This is a genomic window from Flavobacterium flavipallidum, assembly GCF_038289905.1.
GTDB lineage: Bacteria > Bacteroidota > Bacteroidia > Flavobacteriales > Flavobacteriaceae > Flavobacterium > Flavobacterium flavipallidum.
The window spans coordinates 277,100-302,220 of the sequence record NZ_JBBYHU010000001.1 but is presented as its reverse complement, the minus strand read 5'-3'; the positions used below and the strand labels follow the sequence as shown (position 1 = coordinate 302,220).

Here is a 25,121-nt window from a genome sequence, read left to right as displayed (position 1 = left end):
GTTATTGCTTGATGCTTTTTTAAAACTTCATTTACACATCGAAGTTTAAAATCATAACCATACTTGACTTTTCTTTCCATAAAAATACCCCCAAATAGTGTCTAACTTTTTGGGGGCAGTGCAAACTGGTCAGCCTCTATTGTATTTAGATAATAAATCAAGAGTTTAAAATCCGAAAATCTCCTGAAGTTTTTTTCCTAAATCTTCCCCTCTTACGTTGTCGGCAATTAATTTGCCTTCTCCGTCAATTAAGTAAGTAGTAGGAACAGCTACAACTTTATAAAGAGAAGCTACATCATTGTCGTTAAAGTTAGGCCATTTCATTTTTTCATCCTCCAATGCTTTTTTCCATGCATTTGAGTCTTTGTCGATTGAAATACTGATAACGTCAAATCCTTTTGAAGCATATTTCTCGTAATTCGCTTTTACATTTGGTAATTCTGCGCGACATGGTTTACACCAAGATGCCCAAAAATCAATTAAAACGACTTTTTTACCTTTGATTAATTCGGCTAAGCTGTGTTTGTTACCATTTGCATCTGCAGTTGTAAAAGCGTGTACTTTTTGTCCAATTTTATTCGCTGGGTATAATAATTCTTCAGTCATTTTTCCATAATAACTTTCTTTAGCCTCCTTAGACATACCGTCAAATGTAGGGCGTTGTTCAGGAGTTAAATAAGAGTATAAAGATAACATCATCAATGGCCCCCAATAGGTTTGTTTATTGGCTTCAAAAGCTTTATCAAACTCTTTTTGTACAGTAGTAAAGAAATCTTTTTCAGCTTTTGCATATTCTTTGTAAGTGTCAAGTTGCAGGATAGAATCCATTTTCTTATTGTTTTTTTCGCTTCGGGCTTTTGCAATAAGCGCACTAACGTCCTTGTAGCGTGTTTGATTGCTTTGGTATAGCTCATCTAGTTTTTTTCTGAAAGCAATTTGGCTATAGTAATAGTCGTTGCTTTTAGAACCTACAATTTTGATGTCTGAAAAAGTATATCGGCTTGGATTTTCATTTTTAGAAGCGATTTTTTCTACTTTTCCATTGATTGAAATTTTGGCATTTTCAATCATAATCTGATAGTAACCTTCATTGTTACCAATAACCAGAAAATACAAACGAGGTTCCGGTACTTGTCCTTTGAAAGCAAATTGCCCTTTTTGAACCGTAGTTTCTATTTCGTTTTTCTGACTGTATTTTGAGAAAGGCATTAAGGCTACTTTTGTGCCTTCTGCAAGACCTTCTAGTTTTCCTGCGATTGCATAATTCTTGCTTTTTTGAGCATAAGTAAAAGAAAGACTTAGACTTAAAACGAAAAGAAGGATTGCTTTGATTTTGTTTTTCATTATGGATTTTTTAGATGTTTTATTTGGTAACATTTTGAACGAATGTTCCATTTCCAGGATTGTCAATTGCTCCTTGAGGGAAAGGCATAGTCCACATATGAGATGTTGGAGCTAATGTCAAGGTATTTCCGTCCACTATTTTAGATAATGTAACGGTATAAATGCCTTCATGATTCCAACGGCGGATATCGCAAAACGGAACAATAGATAGAATTAATTCATTTCTTTTTGTTTTCATAATGTGTGCCATTGCCTGGGCTGTTGTTGTCGCAGTAAGATCGGCATAACTGGCAGCAAGAATACGGGTTTTACGAACCGTGTTAAGGGTATTCATGGCTTCATTGATTTCTCCTTTTCGGGCTTGACATTCTGCTTTTATTAAATATACTTCTACAGTTGTCATTCCTCCAAGGTTAAAATAACCCGAAATCGTACCATAATAATAAGTGTCAGCTCCTACAGTTCTTACTTTCCAACGGGATTTAAATCTAGCGTCACCAGTTTCAAACTGAGCTCCTCTTTCATAAGGAATGGTGCTTTCTCCAGAACTACTATTTGAGGAACCATGTCGGAAATTATAGTTTTCTATATAATTGAAATCCATAGGCGAGGCGGTACGAACATAAGAGGTTGCGTTTTCAATTTGCGTTTTATTTGTAGCATAATAAGCAGTCCAATCATATAATTTATTGTTTTCTGCTAAAGCTTTATCAGCAAATGCTAAAGCTTGGGTATAATTGTTCATTTGTAAATACACACGGGCATAAAAAGCATAGGCAGCCCCTAATCCGGGATGCAAAATTGTAGCTCCTGTTTTTGGTAAAAACGGTAATGCTTCTTCCATATCTTTTAAAATGAAATCATACATTGCCTGAATACTGATTTGTGTATATGGCGCATTTACATTGGCACTTGTAATTAATGGAACTGATAATTTAGTTGCAGCCGTAGAGGCATCATAAGTGTCAGCATAATAATTAACTAAATTAAAATAAGTCATGGCGCGTAAAACTTTGGCATGGGCCCAAACTACACGTTTGGCATCTTCAGTAGCATTTTGACTTGTAAGTGCATTTTCAATAATTAAATTGAATGAGTTGATAGCTCCGTAACTGGCATAATAGGCAGTTTCGTCAGCATTATTTAAAGTGATGCGGTTAATCGATTCGTCCCAAAAATAATTGGCTTTGTATAATGGGTAATAATTTAAGTTTGCACTTGATTGCCATTTGTCATTTAATAAGTTAAGCGCTTGTGTGATATCTACACGGTGATTTCCGTATTCGTAGCGTAACATAGCTTCAAAGTCAGCTAATGTTTCTGGAATTTTTTTTCCTTTTGGAACTTCGTCCAAATAACTTTCGCAACTAGTTAAGCCTATAAGTAAAAGGAAAAAATTCAGCAGGATGATTTTATGAATAGTATTTTTCATGATTCTTTGTTTTAAAAGTTAACATTTAATCCAAATACAAAGTTTGGCGTGTTAAATCCGCCAAGCATAAATTTGGCATCTCTACTATGAGCGAGTGTAAACACATTTTCAACATTGAAATTTAAACGTGCTGTTGTCATTTTTAATTTAGAAATTAACGAAGTAGGCAGGTTGTATCCTAATGAGATATTGCTCAAACGAATATTAGTTGCATCTAAGACATTAATATCTGCTAATGAATAAATAGAATATAATGCCGAACTAAAATCACTGTCGTATTCAAATACGGCACGTGGGATGTTTGTGGTTAATTCATCACCCGGATTTCTCCAACGGTTTTTGATATCGCTGTTGACAACACCAATATTAGTAATATAACCTCCAGCTGCACCATTATAGGCATTATTTAGCATTGGTAGTTTAGTGTTTCTAAGTTTATGTCCGCCCTGGTAAATAAACAACATCGATAAGTCAACATTTTTATACTTAAAAGTACTTCCAAAAGAACCACTGTATTTAGGAGTGGTTGTTCCTAAATTTTCGATCGATTCTAAATCTGTTGGTTGTGAACTTTGTGCTACTCCCTGACTGTTGTAAACCTGTGGCAATCCTGTTGCTGATAAACCAGCCCATTTGTAACCATAAATAGAATTATATGGAGTTCCGATTCTTGGGAATTCACTAGGATAATCTATTTGTAAGAAGTAAACCGGTGCTTTTACATTTACATAAGTAACCTTGTTTTTGTTGTATCCGTATATGGCAGAAGCATCCCAACTAAAATCTTTTGATTTAATGATAGTTCCATTCAAAGTAACTTCCACACCACGGTTTTGCATATTTCCATTGTTGATGGTGTAAGTGGAATAACCCCAGCCTTCAGTAGGTACTCCTTGTGTATTGGCTAACAAATCTTCTCCTTTTTTAGTATAAAATTCGATAGCACCATTTAAACGGTTTTTGAACATAGCAAAATCAAGTCCAATATTAGTTGTAGTTGTTTTTTCCCATGATAATTCCGGATTAGGTCGGGTTGAAACATAACCGTAAGTACCACCAACAGTTGTGCTGGCAAAATAAGAAGCAGTCATGTAAGGAGCAGAATCCTTAGCGATATTTCCTCCAATACCATTAGAAAAACGAAGTTTTAACATGTCTATCCAAGATACGTTGAAAAAATCTTCATCACTGATATTCCAGCTGGCACCCACTGACCAGGTTGGCTTATTTTGATATTTATTATCGGTTCCCCATAAATTAGAACGATCCCAACGTAAACTTCCACTAGCAGTATATTTTTTGTCAAAAGTATAATCGGCATTAGCGTAAAGTGATACAAATCGATTCGTAATTTCACGGATTTGAGCAAAATCAGATGTTGTCATAGAACCTCCTAATATTAATCCTGAAGGATTTAATAAGGTAGTTTGGTTTACTGGGCTATAAGAAAGTAATTCAGGGTCATAGTTATACAAGGTATTAGAACGGTATTCTATTTTTGAATGACGAATTTCATTACCTATAATTGCTGATAAATCATGTTTGTCTCCAAATTTCTTAGTAATATCTAATTGCTGTCTGAAATTGTAAGCATTGGTATATTGATTGGTTTCATTATAAATGTTCCCATAAGGTAAATTGTAAACGGCATTTCCTGAAGACGCAGAAGCCATTTGATTTACTTTGCTTCTTACACTATATGACTCTTTGTTTCTTAATAAACTGCCACGGTCTGCACCATATTCATATTGGAACATCGTGTTGTATTTTAACCAGTTTGTCAATTTAAAATTAGCTTTAATGTAGTTTCTGCTTAAAAAGTTTTTATTATCCTGTAAGTTGTAATTCAATTCATCCAAAGGATTAATATCCATACTGTACATTTTATAAGTTTGCAAAGCATTTAAAGTTGATTGACTAAAACGTGAAGCAGCTGTAGAAACAAATGGGTTCCCATTGTCATCATATAAGCTGTTGTAGGGTTGGTAAGTATAACCAGGACTTAGTAAGTTGTAGGTTTGAGTGGTACCATTTAGATATTTAAAATAAGTTCCAACATCAACGGTTAACCATTTTGAAACTTCAGTTGAATTGCGAAGATTGATTCCTACAGACTTATCTTTTGAGTTAATGTCTTCATATTCGTTTCCTCTGTAAGTAATAGATGCATTAAAGTTATTTTGTTCGCTTGCTTTACCTATCGTTAAGTTATGTTGTTGGTACATTGGACTACGCTTAGCGTATTTAGTCATATCATTATAATACTGAAATCCATTACCGGCTAATTTATCTAAAGTAGTATTCATAGCCGCTTGTGTCGTGTTACCGGCATAATAATTTAGGATTGTATTCAATCCTGTACTAGTAAATACAGCATTATTTAGTAAGGAGTTAGCATAAGTTGAAGCAGTACTTCCCTGTAATTTAGGGTTTTTAGTAGCCCATTCTTTTTCTAAATCAATGATTGCTTCAGAATCCGTTAAGTTGTCTGTGTAATAACGATAAGGATTAATCGTTAAATTTGAAGCATATGAAATATTAGTTTTGCCTTTTTTAGCTTTTTTAGTAACAATTACTACCACACCATTGGCTGCTCTGGCTCCATAAATAGAGGTAGCTGCAGCATCTTTTAATACTGTAATAGTTTCAATATCATCTAAATTTAAATCAGGTAAACTTTCTGTCAAACTTCCTGTTGCTGTATAACGGGTATTTTCAATTGGAAAACCATCAATTACATATAAAGGGGTGGTTAGTCCTTTCATAGAAGTTGTTCCTCTTAAGACACCATTTTGAAAACCGGCAACTCTACCTTCAATAATAGTACTTAAGCTGTTTAAGCGTTGTCCTTTGAAATCTTCAGTACTAATTTTTGAAAAAGCACCCGTTGCTTGTTTTCGGGATAGCGTTTTATAACCGGTAACGATTACTTCGTCTAAATTGTTTACGTCGTTCTCAAGAGCTATTTGAAAATTAGTAGTAGTACCTACTAAAATACTTTTGTTTTTGTATCCAATAAAAGAAAATTCCAAGACATCGGTTGAGGCTGCATTGATTTTAAATTGACCGTCTATATCAGAAATTGTTCCTGTTGTTTTTCCTTTTATATTTACATTAACACCAGGAATTGGTAAGCCTTTTTGGTCAACTACTTTTCCTGTAATTTCTTTTTGTTGTAATGATGTAGCAGTGTTTTTTTTGATGACTATTGTGTTGTCACCAGTAGCTACTAATTGTACATTTTTATTAGCAAGAACTTTTTCAAGCAATTTTTCCGTACTAATGTTACCTTTTGGTAAGTTTACCTTTGGGGCATCTTTAAATAGATCCAATTCATAAATGAAATTGTATTCGGTTTGATTCATAATCAAATCGAAAATCTCATTCACGTTTAATGTGGTATCACGCTGGATTTTAATAATCTTATTTTGGGATAATAGACCATTGGGGCTAAGACTAAATACCAAATTGCAAAATAAAAAGATAAAGGTTCTCATAATAAGCTTCAATAGGCGGCTTCTTGACAGAAACCTGCTTCCAGTTAAGTTAATTTCCATAAATTTGTTTTTGGTTAGTTGTTATTCTATTCGACTGACTCTGTAATAAGGGGACTTGATAATAAGACTTTGGCGAGTTTTATCTTGTCCTCTTTTTTTTATTACTGTTTTTTCTTTTTCCTCATAGGCTATTTGTTTTTTTAAGTGTAATTATAGGTTAGGGTTATTTAAGTATTATTTTGTGATTATTGATTTCGTAGTTATTTATTGATGTTGTCATCATGATTGACATGATTTCTTCAATTTTTAGGTTTTTGCGTAAAACGCCTTTGAATTTAACTTCTTCCAAAGATTTGTTTTCAAAAACAACTTCCATATCATACCATCTTGATAGTACTTGCATGATGTTTTTTAAAGATTCTTCTTTAAAACTAAATTCTCCTTCTTTCCATGAAACTTCAGGTTTGACATCGATATTTTTTATTTTTAAAGAACCTTTTTGTATGTCGCTTATCGCTTGTTCATTAGGCATCATGATTTTTTCATTTGTATTATAATGAATCGCAATTTTACCCTCAACCAAAGTTGTAATGATAGATTTGTCGCCTTTGTAAGCTTTGACATTAAATTGCGTTCCTAAAACTTCGATTGTTTGTTTGCCCTGATGTACCATGAATTTTGAACCTCCGTTTTTGGTGCTTGGAGACACTGAAAAATAAGCTTCACCATACATTAATTCGACGTTACGTAATTTGCCTTTCTGAAAACTAACCGGGAATCTGATTTCTGATTCTGAGTTTAACCAAACAGTACTTCCATCTGAAAGTTCAATTGTAAATTGGCCTCCTCTAGGAATTGTTAAAGTGTTGTAAGTAGTATGATTGGAAGTAACTTTATCGTTAGCAGCATAAGAAATAGAAGCGCTGTCTGTTTTAACAAAAGGAGTTCGGTAGTTTGTTTTTTTACCCAAAATGATTTTGGTTCCGTTGCTTAATGTTAAAATGGCTTTGTTCGAACCCGTTTGAATTTGATTGTTAACTATTAGTGGTGTGTTGTTTGTTGTTTCATGAATTACTTGTGGTGCTGGTTGGAACCAATAAAAAGTTAATACCAGAATAAGTATTGCTGCAGCAGCAAAATAGAAGGTTTTGGTTTTCCTTCTTCTTGGTGTTTTTTTGAATAGTAATTCAAGGTATGATTTTTTGGGTTCAAATTTTTTCCTTTCAGAAATCAATTGATTCGCTGCTATGAACTTATTAAAATAGTCCTGATTTTTTGCTTCTTTTAACCACTCTGTTAAAACCATTGATTCTTCATCTGTAATGGTATTATCAATTAAGCGAATGATTAATCTATTTATACGATTTGACTGCATTTTCCCTTTGTTTTTGTTAATATGATGCAGAAAGGTGTGAATACCCTATATAATTATTGAATTTTTTTTATTCATTTGTAAAATCTCTTTAATTAATGATAAAGAATAGACTTAAAGTTGGATAAATTTGACGAAATAAATATAATTGTTAATGCTATTAAAGCAGGTGATAATAAGGTTTATGAAGAGCTTTATCTATCTTATTATGGTAAATTATGTCATTTTTTAACCGGATATACTAATGACGATATAATTATAGAAGATGTTGTGCAGGAAGTGTTTTTAAAAATCTGGACAAAGCGCGACGAATTGAATATTACAACTTCACTAAATAGTTATTTGTATCGAGCAGCTTACGTAACTTTAATGGAAAAACATAGGTATGTAAAGCGAAAAAACGATATGTTGTCTTCTTATTATTATACCGCTTTGACCTTGGCTTCTGATAAAAGTCAAAAAACTAAAGATTTACAACTTGTTAAATTAGAAGAGTGTATAGCTTCTTTGCCTGATCGTTGTCAGGAGATTTTTAGAGAGAATAAGTTGAACGAAAAAAAATATGCTGAAGTAGCTCAAAAATTCAACGTTTCTGTCAAAACTGTAGAAGCACATATTTCCAGGGCTTTGGCCATTTTGAGGGATTGTTTAACTACTTAAAGGATGCTTTTTACTGGAAAACCACATTAAAAATAATGGAGGTTTTACTTTTCTATTACTAGTTAAATAGACACACATATTACTAATCCACCTTAATTGGCATGAAATGTTACGTAGCAAACTAAAATATTTGTAGTATGTCAAGTTTCGTTTTAGGGATAGCTTTTTATCTTTTTTTATTTTGATGGAACGAAGTGAGAGATAATAAAATGGATGATTTTTCTTCTGATTTTCAAATGATTGGCGTTTTAAAATATTTATATAATTCTAAAAACCTCTAAAGTAAATGCTTTTAGAGGTTTTTTTTTGATGCGTTTTTAACGGGTTTGTTATTAAAAATAACATTTTTAAGAATTATTCATAATTAATTAACGTTAAAAGGTTTAAAAATGTATTTTATTTAATTAATCGTTTTGTAATTGTTTATGTATTGTTAATTTATTATCAACATAACAATGAGTTAACATTAACTTAACACAGTCAACTGAACTTTGCCCAAAAATAAATCAAGAGTAAAAAATGAAAAAAATTTTATTTACAACTGTACTATTTGTTTCGTGTTTAGTGAATGCGCAAAATGTTGATAAGGTTGCAGTTGCAAAAGAAGTGGTTCGTGTTTTAGATTCCATTAATAAGGTAAAAGGAGCGCAGGAAGCTGCTAAACCAAAAAAAGAACACTGGTATGATAATATTGGCTTGAGAGGTTATGTACAAGTTAGATATAATGGTTTGTTGTCTACTAATGACAAAGTAGCTTGTGATCAATGTGATAAATCTTGGGGTACAACTTCAACCGCAGCGGACGCAAAATCTAATAATGGTCTTTTTATTAGACGTGCTCGTTTAGTGTTTTCAGGGCAAATTCATCCTAATGTGTATATTTATATTCAACCGGATTTAGCTAGTTCACCTGCTTCAGGAGTGAATCATTTTGCTCAGTTGAGAGATGCTTATTTTGATTTGTCGTTTGATAAAAAAAGAGAATTTAGAGTTCGTTTAGGGCAAAGTAAAGTGCCTTATGGTTTTGAAAACATGCAATCGAGTCAAAATCGTTTGACTTTAGATCGTAATGATGCTTTGAATAGTGCTGTGGCAAATGAGCGTGATTTAGGTGCGTTTTTCTACTGGGCTCCAAGTGAAGTGAGAGAGCGTTTTGCTATGTTAGTTAAAGATGGTTATAAAGGTTCTGGGGATTACGGTGTATTTGCTTTTGGAGCGTACAACGGGCAAACAGCTAATAAATCAGAAGCTAACAGAAATTTACATGTTGTAACCAGAGTGAGTTATCCTTTTGTAGTAGGAAATCAAATTATTGAGCCAGGTATTCAGGCGTATACAGGGAAATGGGCTTTTGGAAGTGAACTTTCTACAGGTGTAACAACTGCTAATAAGCAAAATACCTTAGATCAACGTATGGCTGCTTCTTTTATTTTGTATCCAAAACCTTTTGGGGTACAGGCAGAATATAATATAGGTAAGGGACCTCGTTATAATAAAATTACAAATACAGTGGATGTATCTCATTTAGAAGGAGGATATGTTACCTTAAATTACAAATGGGATTTACCTAAACATCATTTGTTATATCCATTTGCTAAGTTTCAATATTATAACGGAGGTAAAAAGTTTGAAAAAGATGCTAGAAGCTATGTCGTAAGAGATTACGAATTAGGTTTAGAGTGGCAGCCATTCAGAGCTTTTGAATTAGTTGCTGAGTGGGTTATAGCTGATCGTACTTTTGAGGATAGCGCGCTTCCAAATAATAGACAAAGAGGAAATTTATTGAGATTACAAGCTCAGTTTAATTTTTAATTTCGAAGAGAATAGCATCAATTTAATAAACTAATAATAATATTAATTTAACATTGGCTACAGGTATGTAAAATACTTTTGTGGAAAAATAAAATAAGGAAAATGAAAAAATCAAATTTGAAATTATATGCAGTTTTAGCGGTAATTATGCTTGTAGGTTTGTCATTTACAGCATTGAAAAAAATTACTGTAAAAGGATCTGATACAATGGTAATTTTGTCTCAAAAATGGGCAGAAGTTTACATGGCAAAACATCCGGGAACTGTGATTCAGGTTACTGGTGGTGGTTCAGGTGTTGGATTAGCTGCTTTATTAAATGGTTCTACTGAAATTGCTAATGCGAGTCGTCCAATAAAACCAGCTGAGGTTCAAAAATTAAAATCAAAATTTAAGACAGCTGGAATTGAAATCCCATGTGCTAAAGATGGTTTGTCGGTTTTCTTAAATAAAGGGAATAGGGTTTCTGAATTATCAATTCAACAATTAGGTGATATTTATTCGGGTAAAATTACTAACTGGAAAGAAGTAGGAGGAGACGATGCTAAAATCCGTTTATATGGTAGAGAAAGTAGCTCTGGTACTTTTGAGTTTTTCAGAGAGCATGTTGTACAAGGTGATTTTGCAGCTAATGTTCAAACTTTACCTGGAACTGCAGCAATTGTAAATGCAGTGGCTAAAGATAAATACAGTGTTGGTTACGGTGGTGCTGCTTATGCTGAAGGTGTGAAAGATTGTAAAGTGAAAAAAGATGCAAAAAGTAAAGGTGTATTGCCAACTGCAGCTACAATCAAAAATAAAACCTATCCTATTTCAAGATATCTTTTTATGTACTTGAAGTCTAAGCCTACAGGTGAAACTAAGGCATTTATTGATTGGATTTTGAGTTCAGAAGGACAAAAGTTAGTAGTTGAAACGGGTTATTTCCCAGTAAAATAAATTAAATACATAAGACTATCCTTTATCGGTGGTATTCCCTTCGATAAAGGATATGTTGTATTTATAGATTAATGAATTTTAAATATTCAAAATGAATTCTCAAGTTCCGATTAAACAAAATTTCACAAAGGAAAGTTTAAAAAAACAATTTAGACTTTCAGAATTTCTTGCTGAAAAAATAATTTCATCAGTTGCCTTTTTGTCAATTGCGATTATTTTCTTGATTTTTATTTTTGTTTTTAAAGAGTCTTTGCCAATTTTTTCTCAGGGAAAAGAAACGGTTAAAACAGAAATACAAGAATCAACAGCATCAAATGATAAACCGGAATCCTATGGAGCTGAAACCGAAAGTTTAGAGCCAGAATCTTACGGTGGTGTAGAGAAAGAAGATTTGCAACCAGAGTCTTATGGTGGTGTAGAAAAGGAGGATTTGCAACCAGAATCATACGGAGGTGTTGAAAAGGAGAATTTGCAGCCGGAGTCTTATGGTGGAGTTGAGGTTGAACCTTTAATAGCTGAAGATAATTCGGGAGCAACTAGTGAAGTTAAAGAGGAAAAAGAGAGTTCTGTTTGGGATAGTTTATTAACACCAGACTGGGTTCCTGTATCTGATAATCCTAGATTTGGATTATTAAGTTTACTTATCGGTACTTTGAAAGTGACAATTATTTCCATGTTAATAGCGGGGCCAATTGCAATATTGGCAGCGCTTTATACTGCTTGTTTTGCTTCTAAGAGAACTAAGGAAATCATAAAGCCTATTATCGAAATGTTGGCCGCTTTTCCATCTGTAGTAATTGGTTTCTTTGCCTTGATGGTTATGGCTACTTTTTTTCAGGATATATTTGGATATGATTCGCGTTTAAATGCATTTGTAGGTGGTATAGCGATGGCTTTGGCTTCAATTCCAATTATATACACAATTTCGGAGGATGCACTTTCTTCTATTCCTAAAACCTATACTGAGGCGAGTTTAGCACTTGGGGCTAATAAATGGCAAACTGCTTTTTATGTGGTATTACCGGCTGCTACTCCTGGGATTTTTGCTGCTTTGTTATTAGGTGTTGGTAGGGTTTTTGGTGAAACGATGATTGCTTTGATGGCTACCGGAAATGCTGCCTTGATGTCGGCAAATCCATTTGAGAGTGTGCGTACTTTTGCGGCTACTATTGGAGCTGAAATGGCTGAGACTGTTTTTGGAGAGACACATTACAGTGTGTTGTTTTTTATAGGTTCGTTGTTATTCATTTTTTCTTTTGGATTAAATGCATTGGCAGAATTTTATGTGAAGGGAAGATTAATTAAGAAATTTCAAGGGAAATAATCATGGATACAGCAACTAAAGAAATCAATAGTTCCTTGTTTTCAACTCAAAATAAAAATGACATTAAAGGCAAACTTATTGTAGGAGTTACACAATTAGCCGTTTTTACTATTATTGCAGTTCTTTTTGTTATTTTAGGGATTATAGTATATGAAGGACGCGAGAAATTCTCTTGGGAATTTATCTGTTCTTTTCCAACCAATGGAATGACCGAAGGGGGAATTTTTCCCGCTTTGATTGGTACTTTTATTATGGTAATTGTAATGTCGATTGCGGCAGTACCTTTCGGAACAATTACGGCAATTTATTTGACGGAGTATGCTAGTGAAAGTTCAAAATTTGCGGCAGCAGTACGTTTCTCTGTTCGTACCCTGGCGGTAGTTCCTTCAATTATTTTTGGACTTTTCGGACTTGGATTTTTTATCCAATTCATTGGTGCCGGTTTTGATACAGCTTTCAATGCAGGGCAATTACGATGGGGACAGCCAAATATTCTTTGGGCAAGTTTAACCATGTCATTGTTAACTTTGCCAGTAATTATTGTTTCGGTAGAAGAAGCTTTAAAAACCATTCCGCGTGAGTTGCGTGAAGCAAGTTTAGCATTAGGGGCTACTAAATGGCAAACGATAAAAAATGTGGTGCTTCCGGGTTCTATCTCCGGAATTATGACTGGAACAATCTTGGCAGTAAGTAGAGGAGCAGGTGAGGTAGCTCCTATTTTATTTACTGGAGCAGCTTACTATTTGGCTTCATTACCGGGTTCATTGAGTGATCAGTTTATGAACTTAGGATACCATATCTATATTATGGCTACACAATCTTCAGATGTTGAGAAAACAATGCCAATACAATTTGCAACAACCTTAGTATTGTTAATACTTACATTGTCGCTTAACCTTGTAGCTGTAGTTATTCGTTCCAGAATCAGAAGAAAAGCAAAATAGTTTTGCGCATTAACTAATAAAATTTACTTTTAGATTATAATAAATATAAAAATGAAAGACATAAAAATACAAGTAAATGATTTGTCATTGTATTACGGTGAAAAGAAAGCGTTAAAAGAAATTACAATGCAGGTGCCGGCTAATAAAGTGACAGCTTTAATTGGTCCTTCAGGTTGTGGAAAATCGACTTTTTTGAGATGTATTAACCGAATGAATGATTTGATTCCGAGTGTTTCTATTACAGGTCAAATGCTGGTTGAAGGAGTTGATATTTATGATAAAAATGTAGATGTAGTAAACATCCGAAAAAAAATCGGGATGGTTTTTCAAAAATCAAATCCTTTTCCGAAATCCATTTATGAAAATGTTATTTATGGTTCCCGAATTAACGGAATTACCGATAAAAGAGAGTTGGACGAAATTGTTGAGACTTCATTGCGTCAAGCAGCAATTTGGGACGAATTAAAAGATCGTTTAGGAGATTCTGCTTTAGGACTTTCAGGCGGTCAGCAACAACGTTTGTGTATTGCCAGAACTTTGGCTGTAAATCCGGATATTATTTTGATGGATGAACCGGCGAGCGCTTTAGATCCTATTTCGACTTCTAAAATTGAAGAATTGGTTCACGAACTGAAAGAGAAATACACGATTTTGATTGTTACGCATAATATGCAGCAGGCAGCGCGTGTAAGTGATCATACGGCTTTCTTTTATATGGGTGAATTGATAGAAATGGGTAAAACAAATGATATTTTCACAAAGCCTGAAAAAAAACAAACAGAAGATTATATCACAGGTAGATTTGGATAAATTATTGATATCATTATAGTAGACACAATTGGTATTTAAATAATTTAATCTTAATATTTAAAAAAAAAATAGAATGACACACTTTGAAATAGAATTAGATAAACTTAAAAATGTTATTCAAAAAATAGGTGCTTTGGCCGAAAATCAAGTGAGTGAAGCCGTAAAGACCTTGCTTTTAGAATCTGTTGCAGAAGGTAAAGAAGTAAAGAAAATAGAAAGTAAAATAGATAAATTAGATGTCAAAATTGATGAAATTTGTCAAAGAATCTTTGCTTTACAACAACCTGTTGCTTCTGATTTAAGGTTTATCATGGCTTCTATGCAAATAAGCAACGAAATTGAAAGAATAGGTGACCTAGCAATTAGCATCATTAAGAAAACCAAAAACATCAAGGAAAAGCATGATTTAATCAGTAAATTTGAAATAGGAGAGATTGCAAGAGAGGTTGAAATTGTTGTGTTAAAAACAAATGAAAGTTTTTTAACCAGAGACTCTGAAATTATTTCTACTATCTTTTCGTTAAATAATGCCATTAAAAGGAAAGTTGATGATGTTATTTTAGCGATTATTGGTGAAATGAAAGCAAATTCTAAAGTGGTTGTGTCAGGTACAAATCTTGTTTTAGTTTTAAAACATTTAGAGCGTATTTCTGAACACTGTAGTAATATTGCTGAATCAGTATATTTTATGGTTAATGCTAAAATTATCAAACACGAAAAGTTTGAGGATTTGTAATTCTCAAATTCTTACTCTATCAAAAAAGCCAGGTTTTCATATTGAAAAATCTGGCTTTTTTATGATGATACTAAAGAGTTAGCATTTATTTATCTAAGCCGATAGATTTATTAAATAATGAGATAAGTTGAACAATGTTTTTTATATTTAACTTATTAAATATTTTGTTTTTATGGGTACTAACTGTAGTTAATTGAATACTTAATTTATTGGCAATTTCTATATTGCCATCTCCCTGTACTAAGAGTTCAGATATTTCTCTTTCTCTTTTAGAAAGTTTATCAAGTGGGTTGTTGCTTTCCTTGCTATTTGAGGCCTTAACCAGTTCATGAACGATATTAGGTGTTAGGTAATTGCCTGTTTTCAATATAGTTCCTATAGCATCTGTCAATTTTTTCTTGTCACTCAATTTGTTTAGATATCCATTAGCACCGGCAATGATGTAAGGACACGCATGAGTTTCTTCATCATAAACTGAAAAAATTAATATTTTAACATCGGGTTGGATATCTCTTATTTCTTCAATCATATTTGTATTTCTTCCACCGGGTATATTAATATCTAATATGATTAAATCAAAAGATTTTTTTCTTAAAAGACTTAATGTGTCATTGTAATTTTCGGTTGTAGAAATAGTTATGTTTTTTATCTTTTCTTCTAAAATTATAGAAACACCTGTTCTTACCACTAAATGGTCATCGACTATGAGAATTTCTTTTTGCATAATTTTTGGTTTAGATTCTTTTATAAAATAATTAATCAAGATCAATCTCAATGGTAACTTTTGTACCAATGTTGTCTGAGTTTAAAAATGAAATACTTCCATTTATTATAACTAATAGTTCTAATACCAAGTGAAGGCCTATTCCATAAGTACTCAGAATTAATTTTTCGGGATCTCGATTTTTAAATAGTTTGGTGTAATATTCAATTATCTCCGGATTCATTCCTGTTCCGGTGTCTTTTACCCAATAGGTTATTTTTTTGTTGTCAATTTGAGAACCAATTTCGATTATTCCTGATACGGTGTTTTTTACCGCATTATCTATTAAATTATGAATTATAATTGAGATTATTCTAATATTAATGTTTGATTTTAAATCATGACTACAACTGTTTTTAATTACAGTATTGTTGTTAGCCGCTATTTCTTCAAAGAATGTTTTTTTATTTTCAATTAAATCATGCACAGAATATGTTTTTTGCTCATATTCTTTGTCCTCAATATAAATTTTTGAATATTCAACTAGGGTTTTTGTGAAATCATATAACTGAGAGGATGATTTATAAATAGAACTAGCATATTTATGAATACTTGTATTTTTGTCTTTTTTTGTCTCTGAACTTAGTTGTTTGGCAATAATCTGGATATATTTTAAAGGACTTCGGATATCGTGACTAATAGTTCCTATAATTTTTTTATGTTGAATTATTTCAGCGTATAATTCTCGTTTGGTTTTTTCTAAGTCATTAATTATGGCTTCTAGTTGTTCTTTTTGCTGATTTAATTCCAGTTTTGATTTAATTTTTCTTTGAAGCATGGCGCTATAGTAAATACTAATAGATCCTATAATGACACATATGAAAAAAATGTTTGTAATTAGGAGATAGTATTTTATTGTGCGGGTACCATGCCCTAATAAATTAGAGAAATTATCTTCTTTAATTGCTAATAGATTGTTGATGTTATCTAACTCTTGGAGGATTTTTAATTTAGACTCAAAATCTAATTGATGATTTGTAATTTTTTTATGTATAAGTTGTCCTAAATGGTACAACTGAGCATTCAAAATATCCCCTCCTTTCCATTCAATGATTGCAGCTTTGAAAAATGAAAAACTTTTAAAGTTCTTGAACAACCAAATCATATCCTCCAAATCATCTTCGTTGTTTTTCCCTTCTCTGAAACCCTGTTTAATAGTTTCATTATCTAAATTTTGTAGCAGTGCTTCTCTTGCAACTCCATCGCCTAATGGAGTTTTAATATTTGCTGTAAAATATTCCCAATGTTTTTCATTTGCTGTAAACAAATAGTTTGTCAAATTTCTTGTAGCAATATTGTGACCTTTGGAATAATGTGATTCGCCATTAATATAAGCTCTTGTAGCTGATAAAGTTTTTATTGTGTAAAAGTTAATAACAATCAACATAGAACAAGCCGTCAATATTATAATTATAAATGTGATGGTATTTGTTTTAGCAGGTTTCAATTTGTTGGTAATAAGTTAATTGTTTATTTTTTATAAAATATTGTAAGAATTATATTTTTAAAATTTGAATCTTGATAATGGTATTACAAATATATTAATATAAATAAATACTTTTTGTAAGAATAAATTTGTTTTGAAATCGAATTTTATAAAAATTTTAATAGTTTTTATTTTGTTAACATGTAGTCCAATGTTTATATAAATTAAAGTATTTTCTGTAATAAATGAATTAATTTTGTTATAAATCATCATTTGAGTTAAGATTAGAAATATTTTAAAATCTAATTATACTTGTAAAAAAAAGACCTCAACATCTATTTGTATCCAAATTTAATTCTTTAGATTATGAGAAAAAACTACCCCGAATTATCTACTCCTACACTTATTGTAAAATTTTTACTGATATATAATTTTAATAAGTTGTTCTTTTGTTTAGGTCTTATATTGATGTCTATTAATTCTTATAGTCAATGTAATACTGAAGTGCCGACCGCTTTTGTACCAGCTAATTTTGATAACTTAACTGTTACTACAAATACTACTGGGGCATGCCTTTCTATCCTAGGATGTGGAATAAGTAATGAAAGTCGTCTAATAGATGCCAGTTTAACTAATTATGCAACAGCGAGTTTTGGTGTGGTTAGTGTTGGTACGTCACATTCTTTAAGAGTAACAGACAGTAATACAACTTATACAGCAGGAACTTTAGCAGGATTTAAAATTGCACCGAGCGGCGGATTGTTAAGCTTAGATTTGTTAAATGGAATTACTATCAAGACTTATAATGATGGAGTTCAACAACAATCATTTTCAGGAGCTTCCTTGCTTGGGTTAAGTTTATTGTCAAGCCCAACAGATTATATTGTTGGATTTAATACAACTATCGCATTTGATGCTATTGAGATAGTTTTTGACGGAGGTGTTTCTTTATTGAGTTCTACTAATATTTACCATGCAGTTGTTCGTGAATATTGTGCAGGTCCGGCTTTAGTATGTAATACTGTTACTAAATTAAGCTTGCCAACTTTTCCGGTTACTATAGATCCAGCTAATACTGGTGTTTCTGGAGTAAGCGTAGGTAGTGTTGCTGATGTTGAAAATGCCATTAATTCGAATACAAATGATTATGCAACGATAAATTTAAATGTAGGCTTATTAGCTTCAGGTTCTATAGCGATTAAGGATCAGCTTACAGACTATCCGGCAGGTACTTATGCAGGTGTTGAAATAGAAAATAGTAATTTGTTGAGTTTGTCAGCACTGAGCAATGTTGTATTGAGTACATATTTAAATGGTGTTCAAAGAGAACAGTTTTCTGGAAATAATTTAATTGCAAATACAACTTTGCTTGCTTCAGGCGGAAGGTTTAAATTAGGGTTTATCACCACGCAAGTATTTGATGAAGTTAAATTGTCTGTCAATCAGACATTAGCTTTGAATTTAGGAACCACAAGGGTTTATGGTGCTGTCTTTGAAAACTTTTGCGCAGGACCTGCTTTGCCTTGTAATGTTCAAACAGCAATAACTTCACCAAGCTATCCCGTATATGTTAATAATGCTAATTCTGGTATAAATGGATTGGTATGTGCATTGTGTTCAATAACGAATCAGGATAATTTAATAGATGCTGATTTAACTAATTATGCCGAAATTAATTTATCGGTAGGAGTGGGGACAACCGGAAGTTTATCTGTAAAAGAACAAATTACGGATTACCCTGCTGGAACTTTCGCAGGTTATACAATTGAGAACCCTAGTTTAATTAATGTAGCTGCGTTTAATGCAGTAAGAGTAACTACATATTTAAACGGTGTACAACAAGAATCGAAGTTAGGTAATGATGTTTTAGTTTCGGTAGGAACAGATTTGTTAGTTACTACAGGGAAAAAAACAGTTGGTTTTGTTTCTACAATGCCTTTTGATGAAGTTAAAATCACTCTCGAAAATTTGGTTTCATTAAATTTAGGAATAGTTAAGGTTTATAATGCAGTATTTCAAAAATTATGTGACCCTGTAGTTGAGTGTAATAAGAGTTATCTGTTGTCAAATCCTGATTTTCCAGTAGTAATAAATCAGGATAGAACAGGGATTGAAGGTGTTGCCTGTGTTTCCTGTGCGGTAAATGATACTAATAATTTATTGACTGCTGATCAAAACGATTTTGCCAATATTACTTTAATTGCTGGTGTGATAGGTTCAGGATCTGTGGCTGTAAAAGATCAATTGTTTACGTATCCCAAAGGTACATTTGCAGGATATGTAATTAAAGATTTAGGTACTCTGGCACAGGTTAATTTATTACAGTCGTTAAGTATCAGTACTTATAATAATGGCGTCTTACAGGAATCTAGAACGGGCGGACAAATAATCGATTTGTCGTTGATAGGACTTGATGTTCTGGGTTCAGTTCCTGGAGTATATAATATCGGATTTAAAACGACACTTCCTTTTGATGAAATCAGACTTACCTTAAATTCAGTCGCAAGTGTTATTAATTCAATTAATGTGTATGGTGCTTTTGTAGATACTTCTGAAAGCGATGGTGGTACTTTGTCTTGTAACTCTTCTTCAATTTCAGTAACGAAGGAAGATGTTTATGTTGATGTAAATTCGGATGGTAAAGTAAATCCAGGAGATAGAATTGATTATACTTTTGTTGTAAAAAATACTGGTTTTGAAACCTTAACTAATATTACGTTAACAGATGACAATGCAACTGTTTCGGGAAGCTCAATAGCTAGTCTTGCACCTGGAGCTACTGATTCAAATACTTTTACGGCTACTCATATTATTACTCAGTCTGATATAGATGCAGGGGTTGTTTATAATTTAGCAACAGTATCAGCTTTAACACCTTTTGGTACAACAATAACAGCAACTTCTACTGATCCAACACCTTGTGCGAGTTGCCCGGTAAATACCGCATGTACTGCTTGTACTGCTACATTAATGACTCAAATTGATGGGATAGCATTAGTGAAAACTGCTATTGTAGGAGGAACAGGGACTAAAGGTGATATAATCACATATACATTTTCAGTTACCAATACAGGTAATACTACATTAACAAATATTGTAGTTACAGATCCTATGGTTGGCTTGAGTATAACAGGAAATCCAATAGCCAGTTTGGCACCAGGTGTTACGAATTCAAGTATTACAGGGGTTTATGCTATAACACAAGCAGATGTCGATGCAGGAAAAGTAACTAATTCTGCTTTGGTAACTTCCAAAGATACTCAAAATAACACTATTAGTGACATCTCAGGAACAACAGTAACTACTGATGATAATACAGAAACACCGGTAACTCAAAATTCAAAAATTGCTTTAGTGAAAACAGCCGTTGTTGGCGGATCAGGAGGATTAGGAGATACGATTACCTATACTTTTGCCGTAACTAATACAGGAACCACAACTTTAACCAATATTATTGTATCGGATCCAATGCCAGGATTGACAATAACTGGAAATCCGATAGCGAGTCTTGCTCCAGGGGTATCTAATTTAAGTATTACTGGAACTTATTCAATTACTCAGGCAGATGTTAATGCAGGAAAAGTAACTAACTCGGCTTTAGTAACGGCTAAAGATCCACAAAATAATAATATTACCGATATTTCAGGGACTACTGTATCAACAGATGATAATACAGAAACTCCAATAGGTAGCAGATCGACAATTGCTCTTGTAAAAACAGCAGTGGTGGGAGGTACAGCTAAATTAGGAGATACAATTACGTATACTTTTACGGTAACAAATACTGGGACAACAACTTTAAATAATGTTGTAGTGACAGACCCTATGGTTGGTTTAACTATTACGGGGAATCCAATAGTGAGTTTGGCTCCAGGGGTTACAAATGCGAGTATTACAGGTACTTATAGTATTACGCAAGCTGATATTGATGCTGGTAAAGTAGTCAATTCGGCATTGGTAACAGCTAAAGATCCATCTAATAATGATGTAACCGATGTTTCAGGTACAACTCAAGGCACTAATGATAGTACCGAAACGCCTGTTTCTCAAAATCCAGCCATTGTTTTGGTGAAAACGGCAGTTTACAATGGCAATTCATCAAAAGCAGTTGTGGGTGATACAATTACCTATACTTTTCAAGTTACTAATACAGGTAATACAACCTTGAATAATGTTGTTATTTCTGATCCAATGATTGGTTTGACAATAATAGGTAATCCTATAGCTAGTTTAGGTGTTGGTGAAAAAAAATCAAGTATTACAGGGATTTATACAATAAATCAGGCCGATATTGATCAGGGTAAGGTAACTAATTCTGCTTTAGTTACGGCAAGAACCCCACAAGGAACAGATGTTCAGGATATTTCCGGAACAGCAGTGAATAACGACACCAGTACCGAAACTACCTTACCAAAATCAGCTTCGTTAGCCTTTGTAAAAACAGCAGCTTATCAAGGAAATGCAACTAAAGCAGCAGTAGGTGATAAAATCACTTATACCTTCACAGTAACCAATACCGGTAATGTAACGGTAAGTAATATTGTGATAAATGATGCTAAATTAGGAGCGACTAATTTGGCCATAGTACCAAGTAGTTTAGCACCATTGCAACAAGGTGTTATTACAAGTGATTATACTATCACACAGGCCGATATTGATGCAGGAAAAGTGACCAATACAGCTATTGCCAAAGGACAAGATCCACAAGGAACAGATGTTCAGGATATTTCCGGAACAGCAGTGAATAACGACACCAGTACCGAAACTACCTTGCCAAAATCAGCTTCGTTAGCCTTTGTAAAAACAGCAGCTTACCAAGGAAATGCAACAAAAGCAGCAGTAGGTGATAAAATCACTTATACCTTCACAGTAACGAATACAGGTAATGTAACGGTAAGTAATATTGTGATAAATGATGCCAAATTAGGAGCGACTAATTTGGCCATAGTACCAAGTAGTTTAGCACCATTGCAACAAGGTGTTATTACAAGTGATTATACTATCACACAGGCCGATATTGATGCAGGAAAAGTAACCAATACAGCTATTGCCAAAGGACAAGATCCACAAGGAACAGATGTTCAGGATATTTCCGGAACAGCAGTGAATAACGACACCAGTACCGAAACTACCTTGCCAAAATCAGCTTCGTTAGCCTTTGTAAAAACAGCAGCTTACCAAGGAAATGCAACAAAAGCAGCAGTAGGTGATAAAATCACTTATACCTTCACAGTAACCAATACCGGTAATGTAACGGTAAGTAATATTGTGATAAATGATGCTAAATTAGGAGCGACTAATTTGGCCATAGTGCCAAGTAGTTTGGCACCATTGCAACAAGGTGTTATTACAAGTGATTATACCATCACACAGGCCGATATTGATGCAGGAAAAGTAACCAATACAGCTATTGCCAAAGGACAAGATCCACAAGGAACAGACGTTCAGGATATTTCCGGAACAGCAGTGAATAACGACACCAGTACCGAAACTACCTTACCAAAATCAGCTTCGTTAGCCTTTGTAAAAACAGCAGCTTATCAAGGAAATGCAACTAAAGCAGCAGTAGGTGATAATATCACTTATACCTTCACAGTAACCAATACCGGTAATGTAACGGTAAGTAATATTGTGATAAATGATGCTAAATTAGGAGCGACTAATTTGGCCATAGTGCCAAGTAGTTTGGCACCATTGCAACAGGGTGTTATTACAAGTGATTATACTATCACACAGGCCGATATTGATGCAGGAAAAGTAACCAATACAGCTATTGCCAAAGGACAAGATCCACAAGGAACAGATGTTCAGGATATTTCCGGAACAGCAGTGAATAACGACACCAGTACCGAAACTACCTTGCCAAAATCAGCTTCGTTAGCCTTTGTAAAAACAGCAGCTTACCAAGGAAATGCAGCAAAAGCAGCAGTAGGCGATAAAATCACTTATACCTTCACAGTAACCAATACCGGTAATGTAACGGTAAGTAATATTGTGATAAATGATGCTAAATTAGGAGCGACTAATTTGGCCATAGTGCCAAGTAGTTTAGCACCATTGCAACAAGGTGTTATTACAAGTGATTATACCATTACACAGGCCGATATTGATGCAGGAAAAGTAACCAATACAGCTATTGCCAAAGGACAAGATCCACAAGGAACAGATGTTCAGGATATTTCCGGAACAGCAGTGAATAACGATACCAGTACCGAAACTACCTTACCAAAATCAGCTTCGTTAGCCTTTGTAAAAACAGCAGCTTACCAAGGAAATGCAACTAAAGCAGCAGTAGGTGATAAAATCACTTATACCTTCACAGTAACCAATACCGGTAATGTAACGGTAAGTAATATTGTGATAAATGATGCTATATTAGGAGCGACTAATTTGGCCATAGTGCCAAGTAGTTTGGCACCATTGCAACAAGGTGTTATTACAAGTGATTATACCATCACACAGGCCGATATTGATGCAGGAAAAGTAACCAATACAGCTATTGCCAAAGGACAAGATCCACAAGGAACAGATGTTCAGGATATTTCCGGAACAGCAGTGAATAACGATACCAGTACCGAAACTACCTTGCCTCAAGATTTCAAGATTGCATTGGTAAAAACAGGAGTGCTAAGTGGGGTAGTAGAAGCAGGAGGGGTTATTAATTACACATTTGCTGTTACTAATATCGGAAATGGAACTATCAATAATATAGTAATTAGTGATCCGATGGTTGGTCTTACAATTCCAGTGTCAACAATAGTTAGTTTGGCTCCTGGAGCAACTAATAATTCTATTATAGGGACTTATATTTTAAAACAATCAGATATTGATGCTGGAGTAGTAGTTAATTCGGCTTTAGCTGTTGGAAAAGATTCACAAGGTAATAATGTACAGGATATATCTGGTACCACAATTACAAATGATAATCCTACAACTACTACTTTGTCTACTAATCCATCAATAAGTATTACTAAAGATGGAGTGTATGTTGATTTTAATAATGATGGTATTGTAAGTGTAGGAGATCGTATTGACTACAGTTTTGTAGTGATAAATACAGGGAATACTTCTCTTTCAAACGTGATGGTAACTGATGCTAAAGCCGTAATTACAGGAACGGCAATTCCAGATTTGGCTTATAATACATCTAATAGTACAGCATTTACAGGAGTGTACATAATTACCCAAACAGATATTAATGCTGGAGTGGTATACAATTTAGCAACTGTTGAAGGGACTTCACCAAAAGGTGTAAAAGTGACAAATACATCTACTGATCCTACGCCATGTGTGAGCTGTCCTGTAAATCCTGTTTGTCCAACATGTACAATGACTCTTTTAACACAATCCCCAAAAATTGCATTATTGTTGGTAGGAACGTTTCAAGATGAGAATCAAGACGGTCAGGCTCAAATAGGAGAGACAATTAAATACACATACACTATTATGAATACCGGAAATGTTCCATTGTCTAATGTTTGGATAGAGGATGAAATGGTTGGACATGGTATGAATCAAGGTATAATCAGTTTAGCTGTGGGGGCTACAGATAATTCGACTTTTACGTCAAGTTATACAATTACTCAACAAGATATTATAGCCGGAAGAGTTACAAATCAAGCTAAAGTTTTTGGAACGAGTCCTTTGGATGTGATTGTTGAGGATTTATCAGATACCGATAATCCATTAGAGAATGATGCTACTGTAGTAGGTGTGAGTGGTTGCGAAATTAAAGTGTTTAATGCTGTTTCTCCAAATCTAGGCTCTGATTTTGAACGAATTTTATATATAAGAGGAATAGAATGTTATCCTAAAAATACAGTTCAAATATTTGATCGTTGGGGTGTGAAAGTATTTGAAGTAGATGGTTATGATAATGCAAACAAAGCGTTCAGAGGGATGTCAGACGGACGTACAACGATAAGTCAGTCAAATGGTTTACCTAGTGGAACTTACTTCTACGTAATTAAATATACGGATGCAGAAGCGAATGAATTTAATAAATCAGGCTATTTACACTTAATAAATGATTGATAAATGCAGTGTGCCAAAGAAAGGTTCTTTT

The 25,121-nt window shown here is 33.6% G+C and carries 14 protein-coding genes; 8 read left to right on the top strand and 6 right to left on the bottom strand.

Features of this window, described 5'->3' with window-relative positions:
- Window positions 1-165: 165 nt before the first annotated feature.
- The 4 genes from AAEO59_RS01310 to AAEO59_RS01295 all read right to left on the bottom strand — a co-directional run bounded on the left by AAEO59_RS01310 (window position 166) and on the right by AAEO59_RS01295 (window position 7,648).
- Window positions 166-1,344, bottom strand: coding sequence for a TlpA disulfide reductase family protein (locus tag AAEO59_RS01310; RefSeq protein ID WP_341698952.1), 1,179 nt, complete (start codon window positions 1,342-1,344; stop codon window positions 166-168).
- Between the two features lie 19 nt (window positions 1,345-1,363).
- Window positions 1,364-2,776 (bottom strand): RagB/SusD family nutrient uptake outer membrane protein, encoded by a 1,413-nt coding sequence (locus AAEO59_RS01305; RefSeq protein ID WP_341698951.1) that lies wholly within the window; start codon window positions 2,774-2,776, stop codon window positions 1,364-1,366.
- Between the two features lie 11 nt (window positions 2,777-2,787).
- Complete coding sequence (locus AAEO59_RS01300; protein ID WP_341698950.1) at window positions 2,788-6,165, bottom strand: SusC/RagA family TonB-linked outer membrane protein; 3,378 nt, start codon at window positions 6,163-6,165, stop codon at window positions 2,788-2,790.
- A gap of 331 nt (window positions 6,166-6,496) precedes the next feature.
- Window positions 6,497-7,648, bottom strand: a complete 1,152-nt coding sequence (locus tag AAEO59_RS01295; protein WP_341698949.1) for a FecR family protein — start codon at window positions 7,646-7,648, stop codon at window positions 6,497-6,499.
- A gap of 117 nt (window positions 7,649-7,765) precedes the next feature.
- Here AAEO59_RS01295 and AAEO59_RS01290 point away from each other — a divergent pair, with 117 nt between their 5' ends.
- The 7 genes from AAEO59_RS01290 to phoU all read left to right on the top strand — a co-directional run bounded on the left by AAEO59_RS01290 (window position 7,766) and on the right by phoU (window position 14,867).
- A complete protein-coding gene (locus AAEO59_RS01290; protein WP_341698948.1) occupies window positions 7,766-8,305 on the top strand; it encodes a sigma-70 family RNA polymerase sigma factor in 540 nt (179 codons plus the stop codon).
- A 519-nt stretch (window positions 8,306-8,824) separates the two neighbouring features.
- On the top strand, window positions 8,825-10,117 hold the full coding sequence (locus tag AAEO59_RS01285) for a porin (RefSeq protein ID WP_341698947.1): 1,293 nt from the start codon (window positions 8,825-8,827) through the stop codon (window positions 10,115-10,117).
- Between the two features lie 102 nt (window positions 10,118-10,219).
- Window positions 10,220-11,053, top strand: a complete 834-nt coding sequence (locus AAEO59_RS01280; RefSeq protein ID WP_341698946.1) for a phosphate ABC transporter substrate-binding protein — start codon at window positions 10,220-10,222, stop codon at window positions 11,051-11,053.
- Window positions 11,054-11,144: 91 nt separating this feature from the next.
- The gene (gene pstC, locus AAEO59_RS01275) at window positions 11,145-12,377 is read left to right on the top strand and encodes a phosphate ABC transporter permease subunit PstC (protein ID WP_341698945.1); all 1,233 of its coding nucleotides are present in this window, start codon (window positions 11,145-11,147) and stop codon (window positions 12,375-12,377) included.
- Window positions 12,378-12,379: 2 nt separating this feature from the next.
- A complete protein-coding gene (gene pstA, locus AAEO59_RS01270; RefSeq protein ID WP_341698944.1) occupies window positions 12,380-13,321 on the top strand; it encodes a phosphate ABC transporter permease PstA in 942 nt (313 codons plus the stop codon).
- A 51-nt stretch (window positions 13,322-13,372) separates the two neighbouring features.
- Window positions 13,373-14,131 carry a phosphate ABC transporter ATP-binding protein PstB gene (gene pstB / locus AAEO59_RS01265; RefSeq protein ID WP_341698943.1) on the top strand — a complete coding sequence of 253 codons (759 nt, stop codon included), beginning with the start codon at window positions 13,373-13,375 and terminating at the stop codon, window positions 14,129-14,131.
- A gap of 73 nt (window positions 14,132-14,204) precedes the next feature.
- Window positions 14,205-14,867 carry a phosphate signaling complex protein PhoU gene (gene phoU, locus AAEO59_RS01260; RefSeq protein WP_341698942.1) on the top strand — a complete coding sequence of 221 codons (663 nt, stop codon included), beginning with the start codon at window positions 14,205-14,207 and terminating at the stop codon, window positions 14,865-14,867.
- 85 nt (window positions 14,868-14,952) lie between these two features.
- Here the strand turns inward: phoU and AAEO59_RS01255 are convergent, their stop codons facing one another.
- The gene (locus AAEO59_RS01255; RefSeq protein WP_341698941.1) at window positions 14,953-15,591 is read right to left on the bottom strand and encodes a response regulator transcription factor; all 639 of its coding nucleotides are present in this window, start codon (window positions 15,589-15,591) and stop codon (window positions 14,953-14,955) included.
- A gap of 31 nt (window positions 15,592-15,622) precedes the next feature.
- Window positions 15,623-17,077: a sensor histidine kinase gene (locus AAEO59_RS01250; RefSeq protein WP_341698940.1), complete on the bottom strand. Its 1,455-nt coding sequence runs from the start codon at window positions 17,075-17,077 to the stop codon at window positions 15,623-15,625.
- A 345-nt stretch (window positions 17,078-17,422) separates the two neighbouring features.
- Here AAEO59_RS01250 and AAEO59_RS01245 point away from each other — a divergent pair, with 345 nt between their 5' ends.
- Window positions 17,423-25,090: a DUF7507 domain-containing protein gene (locus AAEO59_RS01245; RefSeq protein ID WP_341698939.1), complete on the top strand. Its 7,668-nt coding sequence runs from the start codon at window positions 17,423-17,425 to the stop codon at window positions 25,088-25,090.
- Window positions 25,091-25,121: the final 31 nt, after the last annotated feature.